Origin of the sequence: Nocardiopsis terrae, from assembly GCF_014651695.1 — a bacterium.
Taxonomy (GTDB): Bacteria; Actinomycetota; Actinomycetes; order Streptosporangiales; family Streptosporangiaceae; genus Nocardiopsis; species Nocardiopsis terrae.
Genome location: NZ_BMXJ01000006.1, coordinates 138,265 through 161,376 on the forward strand (window position 1 = coordinate 138,265; position 23,112 = coordinate 161,376).

The following is a 23,112-nucleotide window of genomic DNA, read 5'->3' on the forward strand; positions in this document are numbered from 1 at the left end:
CGCGCACCCCGTCGTCACCGACGTGGTCCGGGACGAGAACTTCGCCTTCTGGCACTCCGCCACCTTCACCAACAACGCCGACACGGTCATCTTCACCGACGAGCTCGGCGGCGGTGGCGGCGCCATCTGCACCGAGGAGTACGGACCCGAGCGCGGCGCCAACGCCCTCTACAGCATCGACGGCTCCAAGGACGACCCCGGGCTCGCCTTCGAGAGCTACTACAAGATCCCGCGCCCGCAGAGCGAGACCGAGAACTGCGTGGCGCACAACGGTTCGCTGATCCCGGTCCCGGGCCGGAACTACTTCGTGCAGTCCTGGTACCAGGGCGGCGTCTCGGTGATCGACTTCAACGACCCGGAGAACCCCCGCGAGATCGGCTACTTCGACCGGGCCCCGATCAACGAGGACAGGCTGGTCCTCGGCGGATCCTGGTCGGCCTACTACTACAACGGCCACGTCTACTCCTCCGACATCAGCCGCGGCCTGGACGTGCTGAGGCTGACCGACCCGCGGATGCGCGTGGCGGAGCGCGTCACCTACGACGAGTTCAACCCGCAGTCCCAGCCCAGCTACCGACCCGGACGCGGACACGGACGCTGACCACGAATCCCTCCCGGTGGCTCCTCCTGGGGAGTCAGGGCAAACGGGAGAGACCGGGGCCGCGGCCACACAGCCGCGGCCCCGCCGTCCACCACCCCCGGACTCCCGTCCCCCACCCGAACACGATCAGGAGAGACCATGCCCGAAGCTCCCCCCACACGGGCCAGACGCCGCCTGCGCGGAGCGACCACGATCGCGCTGACCGCGTCGGCCACCCTGCTCGCCGGGCTCCTCGGCTCGGCTACGGCCCACGCCGACACGCCCCCCTCCGACAGTGTCAGCAGCGACAACGTCGAGCACGTCGCGAACGTCCCCAAACCCGAGGCGATCAGCAACACCAACTCGGACCTGGCGTTCACGGGTGACTACGCCATCGGCGGCAACTACGACGGCTTCGTCGTCTACGACATCTCCGAACCCGAGGACCCCCGGGTCGTCTCCGAGGTGCTGTGCCCCGGTGGTCAGGGAGACGTCTCGGTCAGCGGGGACCTGCTGTACTTCGCGGTGGACTACCCCCGGGCGGGCGACGAGTGCGGCGCGCCCTCCGTGCCCACCACCGATCCCGACGGGTTCGAGGGCATCCGGGTCTTCGACATCTCGGACAAGGCCAACCCGCAGTACGTGGCCGCCGTGCGTACCGACTGCGGTTCCCACACCCTGACCCCGGTACCGGGCAAGGACGGCGAGCACGACTACGTGTACGTGTCCTCGTACTCGCCCTCGTCGCGGTTCCCGAACTGCCAGCCGCCGCACGACAAGATCTCCGTCATCGAGGTCCCGTTGGACGACCCGGCCTCCGCCGAGGTCATCGACGCACCGGTGCTCTTCCCCGAGGGCGGGAACCGCAGCACCAGCGGGTGCCACGACATCACCGCCTACCCGGAGAAGGACATCGCCGCGGGCGCCTGCATGGGCGACGGCATCATGATGGACATCTCCGACCCGGCGGCCCCGGTCGTGACCGAGGTGGTCCGGGACGAGAACTTCGCCTTCTGGCACTCCGCCACCTTCACCAACGACGCCGACACGGTCATCTTCACCGACGAGCTCGGCGGCGGTGGCGCCCCCACCTGCACCGAGGAGATCGGCCCCGAGCGCGGCGCCAACGCCGTCTACACGCTTGAGGAGACCGCGGACGGCCACAGCCTGGAGTTCGCCAGCTACTTCAAGATCGACCGCCACCAGGGCGACCAGGTGTGCGTGGCGCACAACGGTTCGCTGATCCCGGTCCCGGGCCGGAACTACTTCGTGCAGTCCTGGTACCAGGGCGGTATCTCGGTGATCGACTTCAACGACCCGAAGAACCCGCGCGAGATCGGCTACTTCGACGCCGACTCCCGGATCGACCCGGACGTCCAGGACAACGACACCTGGTCGACGTACTACTACAACGGCTACGTGTACTCCTCCGACATCGTGCGGGGTCTGGACGTGCTGAGGCTGACCGACCCGCGGATGCGCGTGGCGGAGCGCGTCACCTACGACGAGTTCAACCCGCAGACCCAGGCCAGCTACCGGCCGGGCAACCGGTAGGGGTGTGGCCTCCCTGCCGGGTCTGCCCGGCAGGGAGGCCCCGGCGCGTCCGGCCCCCTTTTTCACGGTGATCTTGCTACCAGGGGCAACTTCGGCGCCGAAATCGCCCCTGGTAGCAAGATCACCGCGGTTTTCGGGCGCCGCGGGCGTGCGGACAGCTCTCAGCCCGCGTCGAAGAGCCGGTCGGTGGGGGCGTCCAGGACCTCCAGCACCCTGCCGGTGAAGTAGACCGTGCCCAGGGCGAGCACCCGTGCGCCCAGGGCGGCGACGGCAGCGGGTGACAGCTCCTCGGCCTCCATCCGCCCCCAGTGGGCGGGCAGGCCGTGGTCGAAGCGCAGGTGGGCCTCGGGCAGCCGGACCGCCGTCACCGGCAGATCCGCCAGGACGGCCACCGCCCCGGACACGTCCTTGTGGTCGGGCAGGCACAGCAGGACGTGGTCCACGCCGCCCCACAGACTCCTGGCGTGGGACAGGGCGGCGGCCACACCGACGCGGTCGATGGCCGAGTCCACCACCACCTCGGCCGCGCCCCCCGGCACGGTGTGCCCGGACAACCGGGCGGGCAGGCCCACGGTCGCCAGGACGGAGCGCAGCCGACCGGCTTCGGCCGGCGGCCTGCCCAGAACCTCCAGCATCCGGGCAGCGGCGGCCGTCCCCAGCACCCCCGAAGCCGCCGACAGCCCCGCAGGGCGCAGCTCCACCGGGGGCTCGGCGCCCTCGGTACCGGGGTCCACGACCTCAGGGGCCAGCCGGCCCCCGGTGGCCTCGGCCAGGGCCTGCTCCACCACGGGTGCCACCTCGGTGGTCTGCGGCAGCGTCACCAGGGCCCGGGTCCGTTCGGCGCTCGCCACCCGGGTCTTCTCCCGGGCGATCTCGGTCACGGTGTCACCAAGGACACCGAGATGCTCGGCAAAGACCATGCCAAGGGCCACGACCTCCGGGCCGAGCAGCTGCAACTCGTCGCGGTGGCCGCCCATCCCGGCCTCCAGGACGCACACGTCGGCGCCCACCGCCCGGGCGTGCAGCAGCCCGGCCACCAGGAACAGGCCGCTCGGCGCCAGGTATCCGCCCTCCCGCTCCGCAGGCACGAGCTCCCGCCGAGCGGACTCGACCTCCTCACCCAGTCGTCGGAGCTCCCCGTCGCTCACGGACACTCCGTCCACCCGGACCCGCTCCCGGTAGCTCCGGAAGCTCGGGCCCGTCACCAGGACGGTCCGAAGCCCGGCCGCGGACAGCGCCGCGGCCGCGTACGTGGCCGTGCTCCCCTTGCCCTTGGAACCGACAACCCCCAGAACCGGCGCCCGCGCGGAGTCCAGGCCGAGCCCGTGGAGCAGCGCGGCCGCGCGGTCCAGGCTCCGCACCTGGCCGGGACGGCGGTGCGTCCACTCGGAGAAGAAGGGGTCAGGGTCAAGGTTGGGCATACCCACAGTATGGTCCGGGTGATATCGGGCTTCGCACACCCGGACCGGCACCGGTGTCCAGGTGAGGCCGCGTACACTGGCGCGGGTGTACACCCCGACCACCGAGACGCCGTGAGCGGCGTGAGCGCCGACGAGCGCTACGCCGCGGTCACCGCGGAGATCCTCTCCCGCGCACCCGAGTCCGACATCGACCCTCGTCTGGACCGTGTCCGCACGGTCCTCGACCTCCTGGGCGACCCGCACCGCAACTTCCGGGTCATCCATGTCACCGGGACCAACGGCAAAACGTCCACAGCCCGAATGATCGACGCGCTCATGCGCGGCCGCGGCCTGCGCGTGGGCCGATACACCAGTCCCCACCTGCGGACGGTGCGCGAGCGCATCGTCGTCGACGGTGAGCCGGTCTCCCAGGAACAGTTCGTCGAGGCCTACGACGACATCCGGCCGTACCTGGAGATGGCCGACTCGATGAGCGACGTGCGGTTGTCGTTCTTCGAGATCCTCACCGTCATGGCCTACGCCGTCTTCGCCGACGCCCCCGTGGACGTCGCCGTGGTGGAGGTCGGCATGGGCGGCAGCTGGGACGCCACCAACGTCGTCGACGGCGACGTCGCGGTCATCACGCCCATCGGCATCGACCACACCGAGTACCTGCCCGACACCCTCGACGGAATCGCCGAGGAGAAGGCGGGCATCATCAAACCCCACTCCGTCACGGTCATGGCGCAGCAGCCGCTGCCCGCCGCGGAGGTCCTGGTCCGGCACGCCGCCGAGGTCGGGTCCACGGTGGCCCGGGAGGGCCTGGAGTTCGGGGTGACCTCCCGTGAGGTGGCGGTCGGCGGTCAGCAGATCGCCGTCAAGGGCCTCACCGGTAACTACGAGAACCTGTTCCTCCCCCTGTTCGGTGAGCACCAGGCCAGCAACGCCGCGGTCGCCGTGGCCGCGGTGGAGGCCTTCTCCGCGGCCGAGGACGCCGCCGGACTCGACCCCGAGATCGTCGGTGAGGCCCTGACGGGACTGGAGTCCCCGGGGCGGATGGAGGTCGTGCGGACCAGCCCGACCGTCATCGCCGACGCCGCACACAACCCGGCGGGGATGATCGCCACCGTCGCCGCCGTGGAGGAGGCCTTCTCCTTCTCGCGGCTGGTCGGCGTGGTCGCCGTCATGGCCGACAAGGACGTCGAGGGGATCCTGGACCCCCTGGAGCCACTGCTCGACGAGATCGTCGTCACCCGTAACTCCTCACCGCGCTCCCTCGATCCGGAACAGCTGTCCGCCCTCGCCCAGCAGATCTTCGGTGAGGACCGCGTACACCTGGCCCCCAGACTCGACGACGCCATCGACCGGGCCGTGGGCCTGGCCGAGGAGGGCGGCGAGTTCGGCGGGGTCGGTGTGCTGGTCACCGGATCGGTCGTCACCTCGGGTGACGCCGTCCACCTGCTGCGGGGCTCGGGGGAGTAGCGGAACAGACCAGCCACCTACGAAGGGAAACCGCCGTGCGCACACTCTGTGCCGTAGTCCTCGTGTTCGAGGTCGTCGTGATCGGTCTGGCGATCCCCATCGCCATCAACCTGGAGGGCACCGACCCGGCCCTGGCCGGGGGCGTCTGGGGCGGGATGGCCCTGGCCGCGCTGGTGCTCTCCGGGCTCCAGAAGCACACCTGGGCGTACTACGCCGCCTGGGGCCTGCAGGCCGCGTTCCTGTTCAGCTCCTTCATGGTCACCGGGGCGCTCCTGGTCGCGGTCGTGTTCGTGTCCCTGTGGATCACCGGGGTGATCCTGGGCCGCAGGGTCGACGAGGTCCGTGCGATGCACGCCTCGCGGGCCGAGGCCGAGGAAGCGACCGGAACCCACGGTGCGGCCGAGGGCGCCGGGCCCGCGGAGACCGCAGGGGCGGCCGGAGGCGCCGGACGGGCCTGAGCCGAGCGGTCGGTAACGGCGAGAACGCCTTGCCCACCGCGCCCCAGCGCCAAACGCGATAGTGTGACGCACGTCCGGGCAGGCGAACGGCCGGTCCCGCGGATGGCGGACCACACCCCTTCCCTCGCCTCCGACCCCCGGGCGCACACCCGTACACCCCACCGCGTGCGACTGCCACCGCGGGCGCAGGTCCGCGCGCTCCGCGCGGGGGGTCCCAGTGAGGAGTTGAAACGCACGTGGAGCGCACTCTCGTTCTCATCAAGCCCGACGGCGTCCGCCGCAGCATCGTCGGTGAGGTCATCTCGCGCATCGAGCGCAAGGGCCTGAACCTGGTCGCGATGGAGCTGCGCACGCTCGACGCCGACACCGCCAAGACGCACTACGAGGAGCACGCCTCGCGTCCGTTCTTCGGCTCGCTGGTGGAGTTCATCACCGGCGGACCGCTGGTCGCCATGGTGGTCGAGGGAGAGCGCGCCATCGAGGCCTTCCGCGCCCTGGCCGGTGCCACCGACCCGGTCACCGCCGCTCCCGGCACGATCCGCGGCGACCTCGCGCTGGAGGTCCAGCAGAACATCGTGCACGGTTCGGACTCCACCTACTCCGCCGAGCGCGAGATCAAGCTGTTCTTCCCCAACCTGTAGGGGTTCGGGCCTGAGAGCCCTACTGCAACCGGTGCCCCGGGGCGTCTGCCCCGGGGCACCGTGCTTTTCTCACCATTCGTCCGGTGACGAGGCAACAATTCGGTGTGTTTGCGTAACTATCCAAGTGCCGACCGTTACGATGCGGGGAACTAGACACCTAACGTGTTGGAGCGACTACGCGTGGTCGTGCCGCATCTCCACGCCCGACACGGCGCCTCTGAGGACGTTACATGCCGAACAACCTTGCATTTCTCGGCCGGGACATGGCCGTAGACCTTGGTACCGCCAACACACTCGTGTACGTACGCGGACGCGGCATCGTCCTGAACGAGCCGTCGGTGGTCGCGCTCAACACCTCGACCGGCAAGATCGTGGCGGTCGGTATCGAGGCCAAGCAGATGATCGGCCGCACGCCGACCAACATCACCGCCATCCGCCCCCTCAAGGACGGCGTCATCGCCGACTTCGAGGTCACCGAGCGGATGCTGCGGTACTTCATCCAGAAGATCCACCGCCGCCGCCACTTCGCCAAACCCCGCATCATCGTCGCGGTCCCCAGCGGTATCACCTCGGTCGAGCACCGCGCGGTCAAGGAGGCGGGCTACCAGGCGGGGGCGCGCCGGGTGTACATCATCGAGGAGCCCATGGCCGCCGCCATCGGCGCCGGGCTGCCCGTCCACGAGCCCACCGGCAACATGGTGGTCGACATCGGCGGCGGCACCACCGAGGTGGCCGTCATCTCCATGGGCGGCATCGTCACCTCCCAGTCCATCCGGGTGGGCGGCGACGAGATCGACCAGGCCATCATGACCTTCGTCAAGAAGGAGTACTCCCTGATGGTCGGGGAGCGCACCGCCGAGGAGCTCAAGCTGGCCATCGGCTCCGCCTACCCGACAGGCACCGAGGAGCTCCACGCGGAGGTGCGCGGACGCGACCTCATCAGCGGCCTGCCCAAGACCATCGTCATGTCCGAGTCGGACGTGCGCCAGGCCATCGAGGAGCCGGTCACCGCCATCATCGACGCGGTCCGCACCAGCCTCGACAAGTGCCCGCCCGAACTGTCCGGCGACATCATGGACCGGGGGGTCGCGGTCACCGGCGGCGGAGCCCTGCTGCGCGGCCTCGACGACCGCCTTCTGCACGAGACCGGGATGCCCATCCACATCGCCGAGAACGCGCTCGACTCGGTCGCCGTCGGCTCCGGCACCTGCGTGGAGAACTACGAGCGCCTGCACCAGGTCCTCGTCCCGGAACGGCGGCGCTGACATGTTCCGCGACTCCCCGCAGTCCCGGCTCTTCCTCGCCGTGCTCGTCGTCGCGGCCGTGGTCCTGATCGCCGTGGACGCGCGCCCCGGAAGCAACCCGGTGACCGCACTCGCCCGCGGCGGCGGCGAACTCGTCTTCGCGCCCACCGCGGCGGGGGTCGGTCTGGTCACCGGGCCCGCGGCCGAGCTCTACGAGGCCGTGCGCCAGGGGCCGGAGGCCGCCGACCGCATCGCCGAACTGGAGGAGGCCAACGCCGAGCTGGAGTCGCAGCTCGCGGCGGCCCGCCTCGACGACGGCCGCGCGGACCAGCTCGACGAACTCCTGCACCTGTCCGGCCTCGGCTCCTACGAGGTCGTTCCGGCCCAGGCCGTCACCCGGACCACCGCGCGGGGATACGCGCACACGGTCACGATCGACGCGGGCACCGGATCCGGGATCCGTCCCGACATGACCGTCGTCAACGGTTCGGGTCTGGTCGGCCGGGTCATCGAGGCCGGGCCCCGCACCTCCACGGTCAGGCTCGCCACCGACGTCAACTCCACGGTGGGCGCCCGACTGGAGCAGACCCGCAAGATCGGCGCCGTCACCGGAGGCACCGTCCCGGGCGGCCCCGAGGCCGACATGACCCTGGAGCTGTTCGACATGGAGGCACCCATCGAGTCGGGGGACCGCGTGGTCACGCTCGGCTCGCACGACGGTGCGCCCTTCGTCCCCGGTGTCCCCGTCGGCACCGTTGACGAGGTCCAGGTCGCGCCCGGCGCGCTCAGCCGGATCGCCCGCATCACCCCGGCCGTGGACTTCTCGTCCCTGGACGTGGTGGGCGTGGTCGTCGGCGGCCCCGAGGAGGACCCGCGCGACTCCGTGCTTCCGCCCAAACCCGAACCGGAGGGGGACCGATGAGGGCCGCAGTGACCCTGCTCATGGTGACCGTCGCGGTGCTCGCCCAGGCCACCGTCGTCAACCGCCTGCCCTTCGAGTGGGGCCCGGGCCCCGACCTCGTGCTCGCGGCGGTCGTCGCCGTCGCCCTGACCACCAGTCCGGCCGCGGCCGCCGGCTGCGGGTTCGCGGCGGGGCTGGCCGTGGACGTGCTCCCCCCGGCCGAACACCCGATGGGCCGCTACGCCCTGGTGCTGTGCCTGGCCGCCTACGTGCTCGCCCTGCTGCGCACCAACACCGGTTTCGGCGGCCCGACGGGTTCCGGCGTCTCGGCCTGGGCCGCGGTCGGCGCCACCGCCGTCACGGCGGCGGGCGTGGGCCTGGGGTACGCGTTCGTCGGTTTCGTGATGGGCGACGCCAACATCACCCCGGCCGCGGTCGCCCTGCACACCGGGGTCGGCGCCCTGCTCACCACCCTGGCCTCCGTGCTGGTCACCCTGCCGGTCCTGTGGGTGCGGTCAGCGCTCACCGAGAGCGACTTCGCCACCATCCAGGGCCCGACCTCGCCGGGGGGGTGGTGACCGGTGCACAAGCCTCCCGTGGACCCCGCGCTGCCGGGGCGCAGGCTCGGCCGGTTCGGCCTCTTCCTCGCCCAGTTCATGGTCCTGGTCCTGTTCGCGGCCCTGGCCGCCCGCCTCTGGTACCTCCAGGTACCCATGGCCGAGCACTACCGTGAGCTCGCCGTCTCCAACCACCACCAGGAACTGGTGGTCCCCGCCACCCGGGGGCAGATCCTCGACTCCAGCGGCCGCACCGTGGTCAGCAACAAGACCGAACTGATGGTCTCCGCCGACTACCACGAGCTCCAGGGCATGCCGGACGGGGGAGAGGCGGTCCTGAGCGACCTCTCCGAGGTCCTCGAGGTCCCCCTGGAGGAGCTCCAGCAGCGCATGCGGCTCTGCGGCCCCGAGGTGCAGCGGCCCTGCTGGCCCGGCTCGCCCTACCAGCCCGTCACGCTCGCCGAGGACGTGGCGGGGCCGGTCGCCCTCCAGGTCATGGAGCGCGCCGAAGAGTTCCCGGGCATCACCGCGCAGGCCCAGGCCGTACGCGAGTACCCCTACGGGGAGCACGCCGGCCAGATGCTCGGCTACCTCCAGCCCGTCACCCAGGAGGAGCTGGAGGCACGGGAGGAGCTGCGCACCCAGTTCACCGGGATCGACCAGGTGGGCAGGGACGGCCTCGAAGCCGTCTACGACAAGGAACTGCGCGGCAGGGCCGGACTGCGGACCCTGGGCGTGAACAACCACGGCGAGATCATGGACGTCATCTCCGAGCGACTGCCCGAAGCGGGGACGCACCTGGTCACCCACATGGACATGAACGTCCAGAAGGTCGCCGAGCGGGCCCTGGCCAAGGGTATGGAGAGGGCCCGGCCCAGGTACCGGGCCGACTCCGGCGCCGCCGTCGTCCTGGACGTCACCAACGGCGGGGTCGTGGCCATGGCGAGCCTGCCCACCTACGACCCCGCCATCTGGGAGGGTGGGATCGACCAGGAGACCTTCGACTCCATGCTCAGCGAGGAGGCGGGCGAACCCCTGCTCTCCCGGGCCGTCCAGGGCACCTACCCGCCCGGCTCCACCTTCAAGGTGTCGTCGCTGTCCGCCGCGGTCGAGAACGGGTACTCGCTGCGCAGCACCTACGCCTGCCCGGGATCGGTCTCCCTGGCCGGCCAGAGCTACGAGAACTACGCGGGCGCGGGCCAGGGCAGCATCACCCTGAAGCAGGCCATCATCGCCTCCTGCAACACCGTCTTCTACAACTTCGGCTACCAGATGTGGAAGCAGGACGGCGGGCTCCACCCCGACGGCGAACCGGAGGAGGCGATGGCCGAGATGGCCCGCGGCTACGGCTTCGGCTCGCCCACCGGCGTGGACCTGCCCTACGAGACCGGCGGCCGCATCCCCGACCGCGAGTGGAAGCGCACCTTCTGGGAGGAGACCCGGGAGACCAACTGCTCGCGGGCGGAGAAGGGCTACCCGGAGGTCGCCGAGACGGACCCGTCCCGGGCGGCCTACCTCAAGCGGCTCGCCCACGAGCACTGCGTGCAGGGCTTCGAGTGGCGGGCCAACGAGGCCGTCAGCTTCGCCATCGGCCAGGGGGACGTCCTGGTGAGCCCGTTGCAGTTGGCCAGCGCCTACGCGGCCATCGCCAACGGCGGCACACTGTACGAGCCCCGTGTGGCCAAGGCGATGGTCGCCGCCGACGGTTCCCGGGTGGAGCCCGTCGAGCCCTCGGTCAAGGGGGAGCTGCCGGTCAGTGACAAGACCATCAGCTACCTCCAGGAGGCCCTGACCGAGGTGCCCAAGACCGGTACCGCCGGCGGTGCCTTCGGCGGTTTCCCGCAGGACAGGGTGTCCATCGCGGGCAAGACCGGCAGCGCCGACGCGCAGGGGCGCCAGGTCTCGTCCTGGTTCGCCTCCTACGCCCCGGCCGACGACCCGCAGTACGCCATCGTCGTCCTGGTCTCCCAGGGCGGTACCGGCGGTGCGACCTCCGCGCCCATCGCCCGCGAGATCTACGAGGGCATCTACGGGTTCTCCTCCTCCGGGAACGCCGAGGACGTCGAGCAGGGGGAACCGCTGCTGCCCGACGGCAGACCGCACAGCGAACTTCCGGTCGTGCGCCCGGACGGTTCCATCGAGACGCTGGAGCCCTGATGATCACGAACATGGGGGGACCGCCACGACGGCGGCACGACCTCGGACGGGCCCTCACCACGGCGGCGGGGGGAGCCCGACGCCTCGACTGGGTACTGATCTCCTCCGTGCTGGCGCTCGGGGTGATCGGGTCCCTGCTGGTCTGGTCGGCGACGCTGCCGGGTGACGGGGGCGACCCCCTGGAGTCCGTCGACCATCTGCTCCGGCACCTGGCGCACCTCGGTGTGGCCTGGACGGTGTGCCTGCTCGTGGCCGCCCTGGACTACCGGACGGTGCGCGCCTACGCACCGATCGCCTACGTGGCCACCCTCGTCGCACTGGTCCTGGTGCTCACCCCGCTGGGCGCGGTGATCAACGGTTCGCGCGGGTGGATCGTGCTCGGCGGCTTCCAGTTCCAGCCCAGCGAGCTGGCCAAGGTCGGCCTGATCCTGGTGCTGGCGACGCTGCTCGGCGAACCCCGGGACGGCGAGACCAGGCCGATGACCCGGGACGTCCTGTTCTGCCTGCTGGTGACGGCGGTTCCGCTCGGGCTCGTGATGTTCCAGCCCGACCTCGGCACCGGCCTGATCCTGTGCGTGATCTTCCTCGGCATGCTCACCCTGTCCGGTGCCCCTCTCGTGTGGGTGGCGGGCATGGCGGTGGCCGGGGCCGCCGGCGTGTTCTGCGTGTGGTGGTTCGACCTGTTGGAGCCCTACCAGGTGGACCGGATCGCCACCCTCGTGGACCCGGCGGCCGACCCCCAGGGTGCGGGCTACAACTCCGCACAGGCACTGATCGCCGTGGGTTCGGGCGGCTTCGAGGGCACCGGGCTCTTCCACGGTGAACAGACCCACGGCCGCTTCGTGCCCGAGCAGCACACCGACTTCATCTTCACCGTCGCGGGGGAGGAGCTCGGGTTCATCGGGGCCGTCTCGGTCATCGCCCTGTTCACCGTGGTGCTCTGGCGGATCCTGCGCATCGCCCGGGGGTGCGACCAGCCGTATCCGCGGCTGCTGTGCGTGGGCGTGGCCTCCTGGTTCGGCTTCCAGACCTTCGTCAACATCGGGATGGGCCTGGGGATGCTGCCGGTGACCGGGCTGCCGCTGCCGTTCGTGTCCTACGGCGGCACCGCCATCCTCGCCAACATGCTCGCCGTCGGCCTGGTCCTGGGCGTCAACTCCCGGGACCGGGGCTTCGAGTTCTGACCTCGGACCGGGCGCGTCGGGAGCCGGCCGGGCCGGTGGGACGGTCAGGCGGACCGGATCGGGGCTGTGGACGACCGGCGGTGTTCGGCTGACGCCGGTAGCCTGGTGGAACACCGGACCGGTGGTTCCGACAGCACCGCCCGGCCCGCACGCCCCTTCGGGGGCACAGCATCCAGCCAGACACGATGTCCGCCGATCGAAGGCCCGCACCATGTCCGTCGAAAGCCTCTTCCCGCGCCTCGAAGCCCTGCTTCCCCAGGTGAGCAAGCCGATCCAGTACGTGGGCGGTGAGCTCAACTCCGTGGTCAAGGACTGGGACGAAACGCAGGTGCGCTGGGCGCTCATGTACCCGGACGCCTACGAGGTGGGCGTGCCCAACCAGGGTGTGCAGATCCTCTACGAGGTCCTCAACGAACGCGAGGGGGTCCTGGCCGAGCGCGCCTACGCGGTCTGGCCGGACATGGAGAAGCTGATGCGCGAGCACGGCCTCCCGCACTTCACCGTCGACTCCCACCGCCCGGTCCGCGCCTTCGACGTGCTCGGGCTGAGCTTCGCCAGCGAGATGGGCTACACCAACATGCTCACCGCGCTGGACCTGGCCGGGATCCCGCGCCGCTCCGCCGACCGGACCGGTCAGGACCCGATCGTCCTCGCAGGCGGGCACTCGGCCTTCAACCCGGAGCCGATCGCCGACTTCCTGGACGCCGTGGTCCTCGGCGACGGTGAGGAGATCACCCTCGCCATCACCGAGATCATCCGCGAGTTCAAGGAGGAGGGGGAGCCCGGGGGGCGCGACGGCCTGCTGCTGCGTCTGGCCGCCACCGGCGGTGTGTACGTGCCCCGCTTCTACGACGTGAGCTACCACGAGGACGGCAGGATCGCCGCGTACACGCCGAACCGTCCGGGGGTGCCGAACACGGTGCTCAAGCACACCGTGATGGACCTGGACCAGTGGCCGTACCCGAAGAAGCCGATCGTGCCCACGGCCGAGTCCGTGCACGAGCGCTACAGCGTGGAGATCTTCCGGGGCTGCACCCGCGGCTGCCGGTTCTGTCAGGCCGGGATGATCACCCGGCCGGTGCGCGAGCGCAACCAGCAGACCGTCCAGAAGATGGTGGAGAAGGGGGTGAAGGCCTCCGGTTTCCAGGAGGTGGGCCTGCTCTCGCTGTCCAGCGCCGACCACAGCGAGATCGGCGGCATCGCCAAGAACCTCGCCGACCACTACGAGGGCACCAACACCGGCCTGTCCCTGCCCTCCACCCGGGTGGACGCCTTCAACATCGACCTGGCCAACGAACTGACCCGCAACGGCCGTCGTTCCGGTCTGACCTTCGCCCCCGAGGGCGGCAGTGAGCGGATGCGCCGGGTGATCAACAAGATGGTCACCGAGGAGGACCTCATCCGCACCGTCACCGCCGCCTACGCGGCGGGTTGGCGCCAGGTGAAGCTGTACTTCATGTGCGGTCTGCCCACCGAGGAGGAGGAGGACGTTCTGGCCATCGCCGACCTGGCCACCGAGGTGATCCGGACCGGCCGCGAGGTGACCGGCCGCAAGGACATCCGCTGCACGGTCTCCATCGGCGGTTTCGTCCCCAAACCGCAGACCCCGTTCCAGTGGGCGGCGCAGACCTCGCACGAGGACGTGGACGCCCGCCTGCGCAAGCTGCGCGACCGGCTCCGCGGCGACCGCAGGTACGGCAAGTCCATCGGCCTGCGCTACCACGAGGGCCGTCCCTCCATCGTGGAGGGACTGCTCTCCCGCGGTGACCGGCGGGTCGGCCGGATCGTGGAGGAGATGTGGCGTTCGGGGGGCCGGTTCGACGGCTGGAGCGAGCACTTCTCCTACGACCGCTGGATGGCGGCGGCCGAGGCCGGTCTGGCCGGAACCGGAGTGGACGTGGACTGGTTCACCACACGTGAGCGCGACGAGGACGAGGTCCTGCCCTGGGACCACCTGGACGCCGGGCTGGACCGCTCCTGGCTCTGGCAGGACTGGCAGGACTCCCTGCACGGTGAGGAGTCCCTGGAGGTCGACGACTGCCGTTGGAACCCCTGTTACGACTGTGGTGTGTGCCCCTCCATGGGCACGGAGATCCAGATCAACGACGACCAGGCGCAGGGACGGCCGATGCTGCCGCTGACGGTGCTCTGAGGGACCGCGACGGCTCAGACGGGCGCGTGGGGCCGAAGCTCCGCGCGCCCGTTCGCGTGCGGGTCGGGTGCGACGGAGTCGGTGCGGAGCCGGGAGCCTCCGTGCGCACGGGTCGGGCCGCGAACGCGCACGGTGAAACCGGGCGAACAGTGTGTTCTGTGGGCAGTGCGTCCTGGGGGGAAGCGGAGTATGATTCGCGCGCCGGACGCTCTGTGCCGCCTGCCTCGACCCTCTGTTGAGGGGAGTGGTCGCGCGGTGCCTCCGGAGAAGAAGGTGTACGGCCCGGCGCCCCGCTCGCGCCGGGCCGTACGTGAAGTAAGACTCGCGGGGTGCACGGGGGGTTGCCATCGATCCAGGATTTTCTTTGGATTTTTTTCCCGGAACCCCGTGTTCTGTTGGTGAATGCCGGTTCGGTATCCGCCCGGATCCGGGCGGGACTTTTCGATCGCAGGTCATCGGGGGAGATACCGGTATGCGTAGTCCTGTTGGCGCATGTGCACCGCGGCGCACCGTACGCTGAACAGGACGAGGAACAGCCCCTGCGGGCCGCCACAACCGGCCCGGATTCAGGGGGCACTGAGGAAAGGAGTTGAGCTGCCCCCCGCACACGAGGGCACCACCTCACCCTCCACCGCCAAACCCGGCCAACGGCTCCGCGTCCGCTACGCCAAACGCGGACGCATGCGCTTCGCGAGCCATCGCGACATCGCCCGGGCACTGGAGAGAGCCCTGCGTAGGGCCTCGGTACCCGTGGCGTTCTCCGCTGGCTTCTCACCACATCCCAAGATCTCCTACACCGGTGCGGCCCCGACCGGGGTCGCCAGCGAGGCGGAGTATCTTGAGCTCACCCTGGCCCAGGACTGCCGGCCCGATCAGGTCAGGGACGCGATCGACGCGGCCATGCCCGACGGCGTCGACGTGGTCGAGGTCGTCGAGGCCCGCACCCAGGGCCTGGCCGACCGGCTTCAGGCCTCCCTATGGCGGGTGGAGATGGCGGACGTCGGCCCCGACGACGCCGCCGAGGCGGTGGCCACCTATCTGGCCGCCGAGAGTGTCGAGGTGGAACGGATGACGAAGAAGGGCCGACGCCGCTTCGACACCCGCCCGGCTGTCCTCGGCATCGAAGTGTGTAGCGGTTCCCACGGGCGCGCCCCAGAGGACCGACACGCGACATATGCCATACTTCAAATGGTCATACGGCACACGACACCTGCTGTACGACCAGACGACGTGCTGACCGGCCTTCGCCAACTGGCCGACCTCGCGCCGCCGTCATCACCGAAGATGACCAGGCTGGCGCAGGGGCCACTGGACGAGGCGACAGGTGCGATCGCCGATCCGTTCGACGCGGACCGACCCGAAGCTCCCGCCACAGGGGGCAACGGTTCCGCGCACGACCAGACGAACGATCGACGCACCCGCGCACCACGGCCGTCATCGCCCATGACGGGGCCGTCGCAATGAGCGGCCCCAACGCGGGGAACATGGGCGAAACCACAGGACTTTGCCCCGGAGGCACCCCGGTGTCTCCGGCGCCGACACAGCGACGACAGCTCTCGTGAGCCGCGCCGCCGACCGAGAGGTCGCGGCGCGCCCGAGGGCTTTGACGGGAGACCGCCCGGATGCTCGACAACGAGCCCAACAGCGGTGCCGAAGAAGGCACCGAGGGTACAACCGAAACAACCGAGAACAGGGCGGCGACGCCCCCTCCGGGGGACGGCGGGGTACGGGTGACCACACCCGCGCCCGCCAAGGGCGCTCGCCGCGCGGCAGGGCCGCCCCCAGAGCCCGACGACGTCTTCTCCGCTCCCACCATGCCGGTCACCACCCTGGCCGGCTCCGGTGAGGGCGGCACGGTCAAGACCTCGGTGTCCGCCCCCAGCTCGCGCAGGCGCACGGTCCGCGCCGCGGGCCGTCCCGAAGACGCGCCCGCGGCTCCTCCGCGCCGCAGCCGCGCCCGGGCCGCCGCGCAGGAAACGGAGGGGGCCGCCACCGAACCGGCCGGGGCCGAGGAGTCCGGAAACGGACCCGAGGAGGGCACCGGAACCAGGAGCCGTACCCGCGGCAGGACGCGCACCCGCGCAGCCAAGGCGGCCCAGGCGCCCGCTCCGGTGACCGAGCAGGAGACCGAGGAGACCGGTGAGGGCTCCGAGTCCGGCGGCAGCGTCTTCCAGCCGCCCGGCGGCATGCTCTTCCAGCCCCCGGTCGCCAGCGCCCCCGCCCCGACCCGGTCCAGGAAGGACCAGCAGGTCGAGTCCGAGGCCGAGACCCCGGACGAAGCGGAGGAGGAGACCGCCGAGGGCCCCGCCGAGGAGACGGGTTCGGACGAGCGCCCCAGCCGTCGTCGCCGCCGCCGCGGTGGACGCGGCCGCGGTCGCTCCCGCGGTGCCGAGGACGACGAGAACGACAACGGCCAGACCGACTCCGCTCCCGAGCAGACCGCCGTCAAGGAAAAGGAGCGGAGGCAGGACGACCGGCCCGCCGCCGAGGAGCACGGCTCCTCGGGAGGCGAGTCCGGCGACGACTCCGCCGACGACGAGCGCGGCAGCCGCCGTCGCCGCCGTCGCCGCCGCCGGTCGGGCTCGGGTGGCGACACCACCAACGACGACCCGCCCAACACCGTGGTCAAGGTGCGCGAGCCGCGCCAGGAGCGGCCCATCGAGGACGAGGTCCAGGCGGTCCGCGGGTCCACGCGCCTGGAGGCCAAGAAGCAGCGCCGCCGCGAGGGGCGCGAGCAGGGTCGGCGCCGGGCACCCATCGTCACCGAGTCGGAGTTCCTGGCCCGCCGCGAGGCGGTCAAGCGCGACCTGGTCGTCCGCCGGACCGGCGACCGCACCCAGATCGCCGTCCTGGAGGACGACGTCCTGGTCGAGCACTACGTCGACCGGGCCACGCACCGCTCCTACGTGGGCAACGTGTACCTGGGCCGGGTACAGAACGTGCTGCCGTCGATGGAGGCGGCCTTCGTCGACATCGGCAAGGGCCGCAACGCCGTGCTGTACGCGGGCGAGGTCAACTGGGACTCCTTCGGCCTGGACGGCCAGCCCAAGCGCATCGAGTCGGTGCTCAAGTCCGGCCAGTCGGTCCTGGTGCAGGTCACCAAGGACCCGGTCGGGCACAAGGGTGCCCGCCTGACCAGCCAGATCAGCCTGCCCGGCCGCTACCTGGTGTACGTGCCCGCCGGTTCGATGACCGGTATCAGCCGCAAGCTCCCCGACAAGGAACGCGCGCGCCTCAAGCAGATCCTCAAGAAGGTGATGCCCTCCGGCGCCGGTGTGATCGTGCGCACGGCCGCCGAGGGTGCCAGTGAGGAGGAGCTGGAGCGCGACATCATGCGCCTGGCCAAGCAGTGGGACTCGATCAAGCGCAAGTCGAAGTCGGCCAACGCCCCCGCCCTGCTCAACAGCGAGCCCGACCTGACGGTGCGGGTCGTGCGCGACGTGTTCAACGAGGACTTCTCCAGCCTGGTCGTCTCCGGTGACGAGGCCTGGACCACCGTCCACGAGTACGTGGACTACGTGGCTCCCAACCTCGCCGAGCGGCTCTCGCACTGGGACGAGGACCGCGACGTCTTCTCCGCCTACCGGATCGACGAGCAGATCAACAAGGCCCTCGAACGCAAGGTGTGGCTGCCCAGCGGCGGTTCGCTGGTCATCGACCGCACCGAGGCCATGACCGTGGTCGACGTCAACACCGGCAAGTTCACCGGACAGGGCGGCAACCTCGAGGAGACGGTCACCAAGAACAACCTCGAGGCGGCCGAGGAGATCGTCCGCCAGCTCCGCCTGCGCGACATCGGCGGCATCATCGTCATCGACTTCATCGACATGGTGCTGGAGTCCAACCGGGACCTGGTGCTGCGCCGGATGCTCGAATGCCTCTCCCGGGACCGGACCAAGCACCAGGTGGCCGAGGTCACCTCGCTCGGCCTGGTCCAGATGACCCGCAAGCGGGTCGGCCAGGGCCTGCTCGAAGCCTTCTCGCACACCTGCGACCACTGCAGCGGCCGCGGCCTGATCCTCTCCGCCGACCCGGCGGAGGGCAAGGGCGGCGGCAACGGCGGTCGCAAGAAGAAGAAGGGCAAGGCCGACGCCGAGCCCTCCGGTGACAGGGCCGACAAGCAGGAGAAGGCCGAGAAGCAGGAGAAGGCCGAGAAGGAGGCCGCGGACAAGCCCGCGGACGGCGACGAGAGCGCCGACCAGGGCGAGCGGACCGCCGACAGGGCGGGCCGGGCCGACAAGCCGGAGAAGGGCACGAGGAAGAGCCGGAGCCGCAAGGCCGCGGCGGCCCCCGAACCCGCCGCCGAGTCCGAGCCCGTTGAGGCCGACACGGCGGGGAGCGAGCCCGCCGAGGCCCCCGAGGCGGAGCAGGCCGCTCCCGTCAGGAAGACGCGCAAGCGCTCCTCCCGCGCCAAGAAGGCCGCCGAGCCCGCCCCGGAGGCGGAGGAGTCCGCGCCGCAGCAGGAGGAGCAGACCCCGGAGCAGCCCGAGGCCCCCGCGGCCGAGGAGCCCGCCCCGGCCAAGAGGACCCGCAGGCGCACCAGCACCCGCAAGGCCGCGACGGCCGACAGCGGTGAGGGTGAGCAGGCGCAGGCGCGCGGTACCGAGCAGGCCTCGGACACCGACGCCGCAGAGGTACCCGCCGACGGTGACGCCGACGGCGCCACCGAGCGGCCCAAGCGCCGCCGTACGCGGCGGACCAAGACGGCGGTGACCTCACCGACCGGTGGTTCCACCGCTGTCGACGCCGGCTGACCGGCGGTAGAGGCGGGACAGCAGCCCGGTCCGGACCCCGTAACGAACGGGTCCGGACCGGGGCATGTGTGCGGTCCTGTGTCGGGTCGATGGTAATCTGATGGACGGTGCGTCGGCGCGCCCCAAATGTTCGCGCGCCCCGAGACCGCAGTGCTCTCCACCAAGGTGGGTTTGTTTCCCTCAGATCCCCGCGCCCCGCTACAGGCGATTCGTGGATCGTGGCATCACGGTCATGAGTGAGCGCATTATTCGTTGAGCGAGCAGGAAGAGAGTTCCCCGGTGTACGCGATCGTGCGAGCGGGCGGCCGACAGGAGAAGGTGTCTGTCGATGACGTCCTGAACATCGACAGGGTCTCCGACGAGACCGGCGCCACCCTCACGTGGCAGCCCATCCTTGTGGTCGACGGTGACAACGTCATCAGCGAGGCCAGCAAGCTGAGCGGCTACACGGTCACCGCCGAGGTCCTCGGCGAGACCAAGGGCCCCAAGATCAACATCATGAAGTACAAGAACAAGACCGGTTACAAGAAGCGCCAGGGGCACCGCCAGAAGCACACCCAGGTGCGCGTCACCGGTATCGCGGCGAAGTAGGAGGCCTGGAGAAATGGCACATAAGAAGGGCGCTTCGTCCAGCCGTAACGGTCGTGACTCGAACGCCAAGCGCCTCGGCGTGAAGCGTTTCGGCGGTCAGTCCGTTTCGGCCGGTGAGATCCTGATCCGTCAGCGCGGCACCAAGTTCCACCCCGGCGCCAACGTCGGCCGCGGTGGCGACGACACGCTGTTCGCGCTGGTCGAGGGCGAGGTCAAGTTCGGCAGCTTCCGCGGCCGCAAGGCCGTCAACATCGTTCCGGTCGCCGCCGAGTAGGCTGCGCCGTAACAGCGTTTTTCGGGGGCGGGCCAGGGAACACTGGCCCGCCCCTCGCGTTGTCACAGGTGACACGCGTGCAGTACCGGTCCCCGCCGCGCGGTGGGGGCCTTGAGCAACGGGGAGAACTATGCCTGACTTCGTCGACGAGGCGGTCTTGCACGTCAAGGCCGGGAACGGCGGGCATGGTTGCGCCTCCGTGCACCGGGAGAAGTTCAAACCGCTGGGCGGGCCGGACGGCGGCAACGGCGGCCGCGGCGGCGACGTCGTCCTGGAGGTCGACACCCAGTCCGCGACGCTGCTCGACTACCAGCGGCGCCCGCACCGCAACGCCCCGAACGGCACCCCCGGGCAGGGCGGCCACCGGGCCGGGGCCAACGGCCGGGACCTGGTGCTGACCGTGCCCGACGGCACCGTGGTCACCAGGGACGACGGTGAGGTCATCGCCGACCTGGTCGGCCACGGAACCCGCCTGGTGCTGGCCCAGGGCGGCAGCGGCGGCCTGGGCAACGCCGCACTGGCCTCCAAGAAACGCAAGGCCCCCGGCTTCGCCCTCAAGGGCGAGGAGGGCGAGGCCTTCGACGTGCGCCTGGAGATGAAGACCATCGCCGACGTCGGCCTGGTGGGTTTCCCCAGCGCCGGGAAGTCGTCGCTGATCGCCGCGATGTCCGCGGCCCGGCCCAAGATCGCCGACTACCCGTTCACCACCCTGGTCCCGAACCTGGGCGTGGTGGAGGCGGGCGCCACCCAGTACGTCATCGCCGACGTCCCCGGCCTGATCCCGGGCGCGAGCGCGGGCAAGGGGCTGGGGCTGGAGTTCCTGCGCCACATCGAGCGCTGCTCCACCCTCCTGCACGTGCTGGACTGCGCCACCTACGAACCGGGCCGCGACCCGGTCAGCGACCTGGACGCCCTGGAGGCCGAACTGGCCGCCTACGGGGAACAGGCCGGGGTCGACCTGTCCGACCGTCCGCGCATCGTCGCCCTGAACAAGGTGGACGTGCCCGACGCCCGCGAGCTCGCCGACATGGTCACCCCCATGCTCCAGGAGCGCGGCTACCGGGTGATGGAGGTCTCCGCGGCCTCCCGCGAGGGCCTGCGCGAACTCTCCTTCGCCCTGGGCGAGCAGGTCTCCGCCGCCCGCGCGGCCGCCCCGGCCGCCGAACCCACCCGTATCGTGATCCGGCCCAAGATGATCGGGGACACCCCCTTCGAGGTCGTGCCGCTCGGCGACAACGCCTTCCAGGTGCGCGGTGACAAGCCCGCCCGCTGGGTGCGCCAGACCGACTTCTCCAACGACGAGGCCGTCGGCTACCTCGCCGAGCGCCTGAACCGCCTCGGCATCGAGGAGGCACTGGCCAAGGCCGGTGCCACCCAGGGCGCCGAGGTGCACATCGGCACCGAGGAGGACTCGGTGGTCTTCGACTGGGACAACTCCATGGACGCCGAGGCCGTCCCGTCCGGCCCGCGCGGAACCGACGCCCGGCTGGGCTGACCCGCGCGGGGACCCGCAGCTCCACACCAGCCGGACCCACACAGGTACGCGCACGGCGCCCCGAGCGGGCGCCGTGCCACGGATGGAAAGCCCCTCGTGGTGCACAGCGCAGACATTGAGAAGCAGCACATCGACCCCCTGGAGCTCGCCGGTCGCGCGGCGGTCGCCGAGGCCCGCAGGGTCGTGGTCAAGGTGGGGTCCTCCTCACTGACCACCCCGGACGGCCTGATCGACTCGGGCCGGATCCGCGGCCTGGTCGAGGTGCTGGCCGCCCGCCGAGCCGTCGGCCAGGAGGTGATCCTGGTCTCCTCCGGCGCGGTGGCCGCCGGGATGTCGCCGCTGGGGATGACACGCCGCCCGCACGACCTCGCCTCCCAGCAGGCCGCGGCCAGTGTCGGCCAGGGGTTGCTGGTGTCCTCCTACGCGGCCGAACTGGCCGGGCACGGCCTGACCGCTGCCCAGGTCCTGCTCACCGTCGAGGACATGATGCGCCGGGTGCAGCACCGCAACGCCCAGCGCACCCTGCGCCGCCTGTTGGACATCGGCGCCCTGCCGATCGTCAACGAGAACGACACCGTCGCCACCCACGAGATCCGGTTCGGTGACAACGACCGCCTGGCCGCACTGGTGGCACACCTGATGCGCGCCGACGCCCTCGTGCTGCTCTCGGACGTGGACGCCCTCTACGACGGCAACCCGGCCGATCCGGGCACCTCGGTGGTGCACCTGGTGCGCGGCCGGACCGATCTGGACGGCATCGACATCGGCAGCACGGGCAAACGCGGTGTGGGGACCGGGGGCATGGTCACCAAGGTGGACTCGGCGCGCATCGCCACCGAAGCGGGCGTGCACACCGTGCTGACCTCGGCCGCCAACGCCCGCGCCGCGCTGGCCGGGGAACGGGTGGGCACGTTCTTCGCCCCCGCCGACGGCCGCCGCCCCTCCGCCCGCCAGCTGTGGCTGGCGCACGCCACCGCGGGGCGGGGCAGCCTCGTCCTGGACCCGGGCGCGGTCAACGCGGTGGTCACCGAGAAGGCGTCGCTGCTGCCCGCCGGGGTGATCAGGGTGCGGGGCGAGTTCAGCGCGGGGGACCCGGTGGACCTGCGCGACGAGGAGGGCGTGGTGGTCGCCCGGGGCCTGGTCAACTACGACGCCGCCGAGGTCCCCGACCTGATGGGGCGTTCCACCCGCTGGCTGGCCCGCGAGATGGGGCCCTCCTACGAACGGGAACTGGTCCACCGCGACGACCTCGTGGTGCTGTGACCCCTGTCCTCAGCGGGTCCGCCCGGTTCCGAGGTGCTCCTCCAGGGTCCGGAACCACGCGTCCGCGTGCGGGCACTGACGACGGATTTCGTCGAGACCAGTCAGATGGATGGCCTCCGGGCCGTCCGTGGTTCTGCGATAACCCGGGTAGAGTTTCGCCAAGCGTCTGGCAGGCGCCGTGTCGTAGCCGTCGTTGACCTGTTCCGGTCCGCCCGCCGTGCGCGTCAGGTTGTTCACGTCTGCTGCCAGGCCGGATTTCCCGGTAACGATTTCCAAAGCCTCGGGGCAGGCGAGAACCCATGCCTCGGCTTCGTGGAGAACGAGATGCGGAAGAAAACGCAGGTCTCCCACATGCTCGTTCAGGGTCTTCTCCACGTGAATGACGTCGCTATAAGGATCTCTCTGAAGCCGCGTGCTCATGCCCG

General features: G+C 70.8%; 19 protein-coding genes. 17 read left to right on the forward strand and 2 right to left on the reverse strand.

Annotated elements, in window-relative coordinates; genetic code table 11:
- Both IE195_RS26285 and IE195_RS17740 read left to right on the forward strand, forming a co-directional pair.
- Window positions 1-601, forward strand: a 601-nt coding sequence (locus tag IE195_RS26285; protein WP_373295667.1) for an LVIVD repeat-containing protein, incomplete at its 5' end; no start/stop codon positions are given.
- A 138-nt stretch (window positions 602-739) separates the two neighbouring features.
- Window positions 740-2,134 (forward strand): LVIVD repeat-containing protein, encoded by a 1,395-nt coding sequence (locus IE195_RS17740; RefSeq protein ID WP_191272902.1) that lies wholly within the window; start codon window positions 740-742, stop codon window positions 2,132-2,134.
- Between the two features lie 161 nt (window positions 2,135-2,295).
- Here the strand turns inward: IE195_RS17740 and IE195_RS17745 are convergent, their stop codons facing one another.
- Window positions 2,296-3,555, reverse strand: a complete 1,260-nt coding sequence (locus IE195_RS17745) for a folylpolyglutamate synthase family protein (protein WP_191272904.1) — start codon at window positions 3,553-3,555, stop codon at window positions 2,296-2,298.
- Between the two features lie 111 nt (window positions 3,556-3,666).
- Between IE195_RS17745 and IE195_RS17750 the strand changes: the two genes are divergently transcribed.
- The 15 genes from IE195_RS17750 to proB all read left to right on the forward strand — a co-directional run bounded on the left by IE195_RS17750 (window position 3,667) and on the right by proB (window position 22,687).
- Window positions 3,667-5,016 carry a bifunctional folylpolyglutamate synthase/dihydrofolate synthase gene (locus tag IE195_RS17750; RefSeq protein ID WP_191272906.1) on the forward strand — a complete coding sequence of 450 codons (1,350 nt, stop codon included), beginning with the start codon at window positions 3,667-3,669 and terminating at the stop codon, window positions 5,014-5,016.
- Between the two features lie 35 nt (window positions 5,017-5,051).
- The gene (locus IE195_RS17755) at window positions 5,052-5,474 is read left to right on the forward strand and encodes a DUF4233 domain-containing protein (RefSeq protein WP_191272908.1); all 423 of its coding nucleotides are present in this window, start codon (window positions 5,052-5,054) and stop codon (window positions 5,472-5,474) included.
- Between the two features lie 236 nt (window positions 5,475-5,710).
- On the forward strand, window positions 5,711-6,115 hold the full coding sequence (gene ndk, locus IE195_RS17760) for a nucleoside-diphosphate kinase (protein WP_191272910.1): 405 nt from the start codon (window positions 5,711-5,713) through the stop codon (window positions 6,113-6,115).
- Window positions 6,116-6,345: 230 nt separating this feature from the next.
- On the forward strand, window positions 6,346-7,380 hold the full coding sequence (locus tag IE195_RS17765; RefSeq protein WP_191272912.1) for a rod shape-determining protein: 1,035 nt from the start codon (window positions 6,346-6,348) through the stop codon (window positions 7,378-7,380).
- A 1-nt stretch (window position 7,381) separates the two neighbouring features.
- The gene (gene mreC, locus IE195_RS17770; RefSeq protein WP_191272914.1) at window positions 7,382-8,281 is read left to right on the forward strand and encodes a rod shape-determining protein MreC; all 900 of its coding nucleotides are present in this window, start codon (window positions 7,382-7,384) and stop codon (window positions 8,279-8,281) included.
- Window positions 8,278-8,838 (forward strand): rod shape-determining protein MreD, encoded by a 561-nt coding sequence (gene mreD / locus IE195_RS17775; RefSeq protein WP_191272916.1) that lies wholly within the window; start codon window positions 8,278-8,280, stop codon window positions 8,836-8,838. Before mreC ends, mreD begins: the two co-directional genes overlap by 4 nt.
- Before the next feature lie 3 nt (window positions 8,839-8,841).
- The gene (gene mrdA, locus IE195_RS17780; protein WP_191272918.1) at window positions 8,842-10,974 is read left to right on the forward strand and encodes a penicillin-binding protein 2; all 2,133 of its coding nucleotides are present in this window, start codon (window positions 8,842-8,844) and stop codon (window positions 10,972-10,974) included.
- Window positions 10,974-12,158, forward strand: coding sequence for a rod shape-determining protein RodA (rodA, locus tag IE195_RS17785; protein WP_191272920.1), 1,185 nt, complete (start codon window positions 10,974-10,976; stop codon window positions 12,156-12,158). Before mrdA ends, rodA begins: the two co-directional genes overlap by 1 nt.
- Window positions 12,159-12,369: 211 nt before the next feature.
- Window positions 12,370-14,310 (forward strand): TIGR03960 family B12-binding radical SAM protein, encoded by a 1,941-nt coding sequence (locus IE195_RS17790; protein ID WP_191272922.1) that lies wholly within the window; start codon window positions 12,370-12,372, stop codon window positions 14,308-14,310.
- A 681-nt stretch (window positions 14,311-14,991) separates the two neighbouring features.
- A complete protein-coding gene (locus IE195_RS17795) occupies window positions 14,992-15,774 on the forward strand; it encodes a TIGR03936 family radical SAM-associated protein (RefSeq protein WP_229826279.1) in 783 nt (260 codons plus the stop codon).
- Window positions 15,775-15,932: 158 nt separating this feature from the next.
- Window positions 15,933-19,064, forward strand: coding sequence for an Rne/Rng family ribonuclease (locus IE195_RS17800; protein WP_191272924.1), 3,132 nt, complete (start codon window positions 15,933-15,935; stop codon window positions 19,062-19,064).
- A gap of 279 nt (window positions 19,065-19,343) precedes the next feature.
- The gene (gene rplU / locus IE195_RS17805) at window positions 19,344-19,655 is read left to right on the forward strand and encodes a 50S ribosomal protein L21 (protein WP_191273694.1); all 312 of its coding nucleotides are present in this window, start codon (window positions 19,344-19,346) and stop codon (window positions 19,653-19,655) included.
- A gap of 13 nt (window positions 19,656-19,668) precedes the next feature.
- Complete coding sequence (rpmA, locus tag IE195_RS17810; RefSeq protein ID WP_191272926.1) at window positions 19,669-19,929, forward strand: 50S ribosomal protein L27; 261 nt, start codon at window positions 19,669-19,671, stop codon at window positions 19,927-19,929.
- 130 nt (window positions 19,930-20,059) lie between these two features.
- Window positions 20,060-21,424: a GTPase ObgE gene (obgE, locus tag IE195_RS17815; RefSeq protein WP_191272928.1), complete on the forward strand. Its 1,365-nt coding sequence runs from the start codon at window positions 20,060-20,062 to the stop codon at window positions 21,422-21,424.
- A gap of 99 nt (window positions 21,425-21,523) precedes the next feature.
- The gene (gene proB, locus IE195_RS17820) at window positions 21,524-22,687 is read left to right on the forward strand and encodes a glutamate 5-kinase (RefSeq protein WP_191273696.1); all 1,164 of its coding nucleotides are present in this window, start codon (window positions 21,524-21,526) and stop codon (window positions 22,685-22,687) included.
- A gap of 9 nt (window positions 22,688-22,696) precedes the next feature.
- Here the strand turns inward: proB and IE195_RS17825 are convergent, their stop codons facing one another.
- Entirely contained in the window at window positions 22,697-23,107 is a 411-nt protein-coding gene (locus tag IE195_RS17825) for a DUF4276 family protein (protein WP_225942358.1), read from the reverse strand.
- Between the last annotated feature and the right edge of the window lie 5 nt (window positions 23,108-23,112).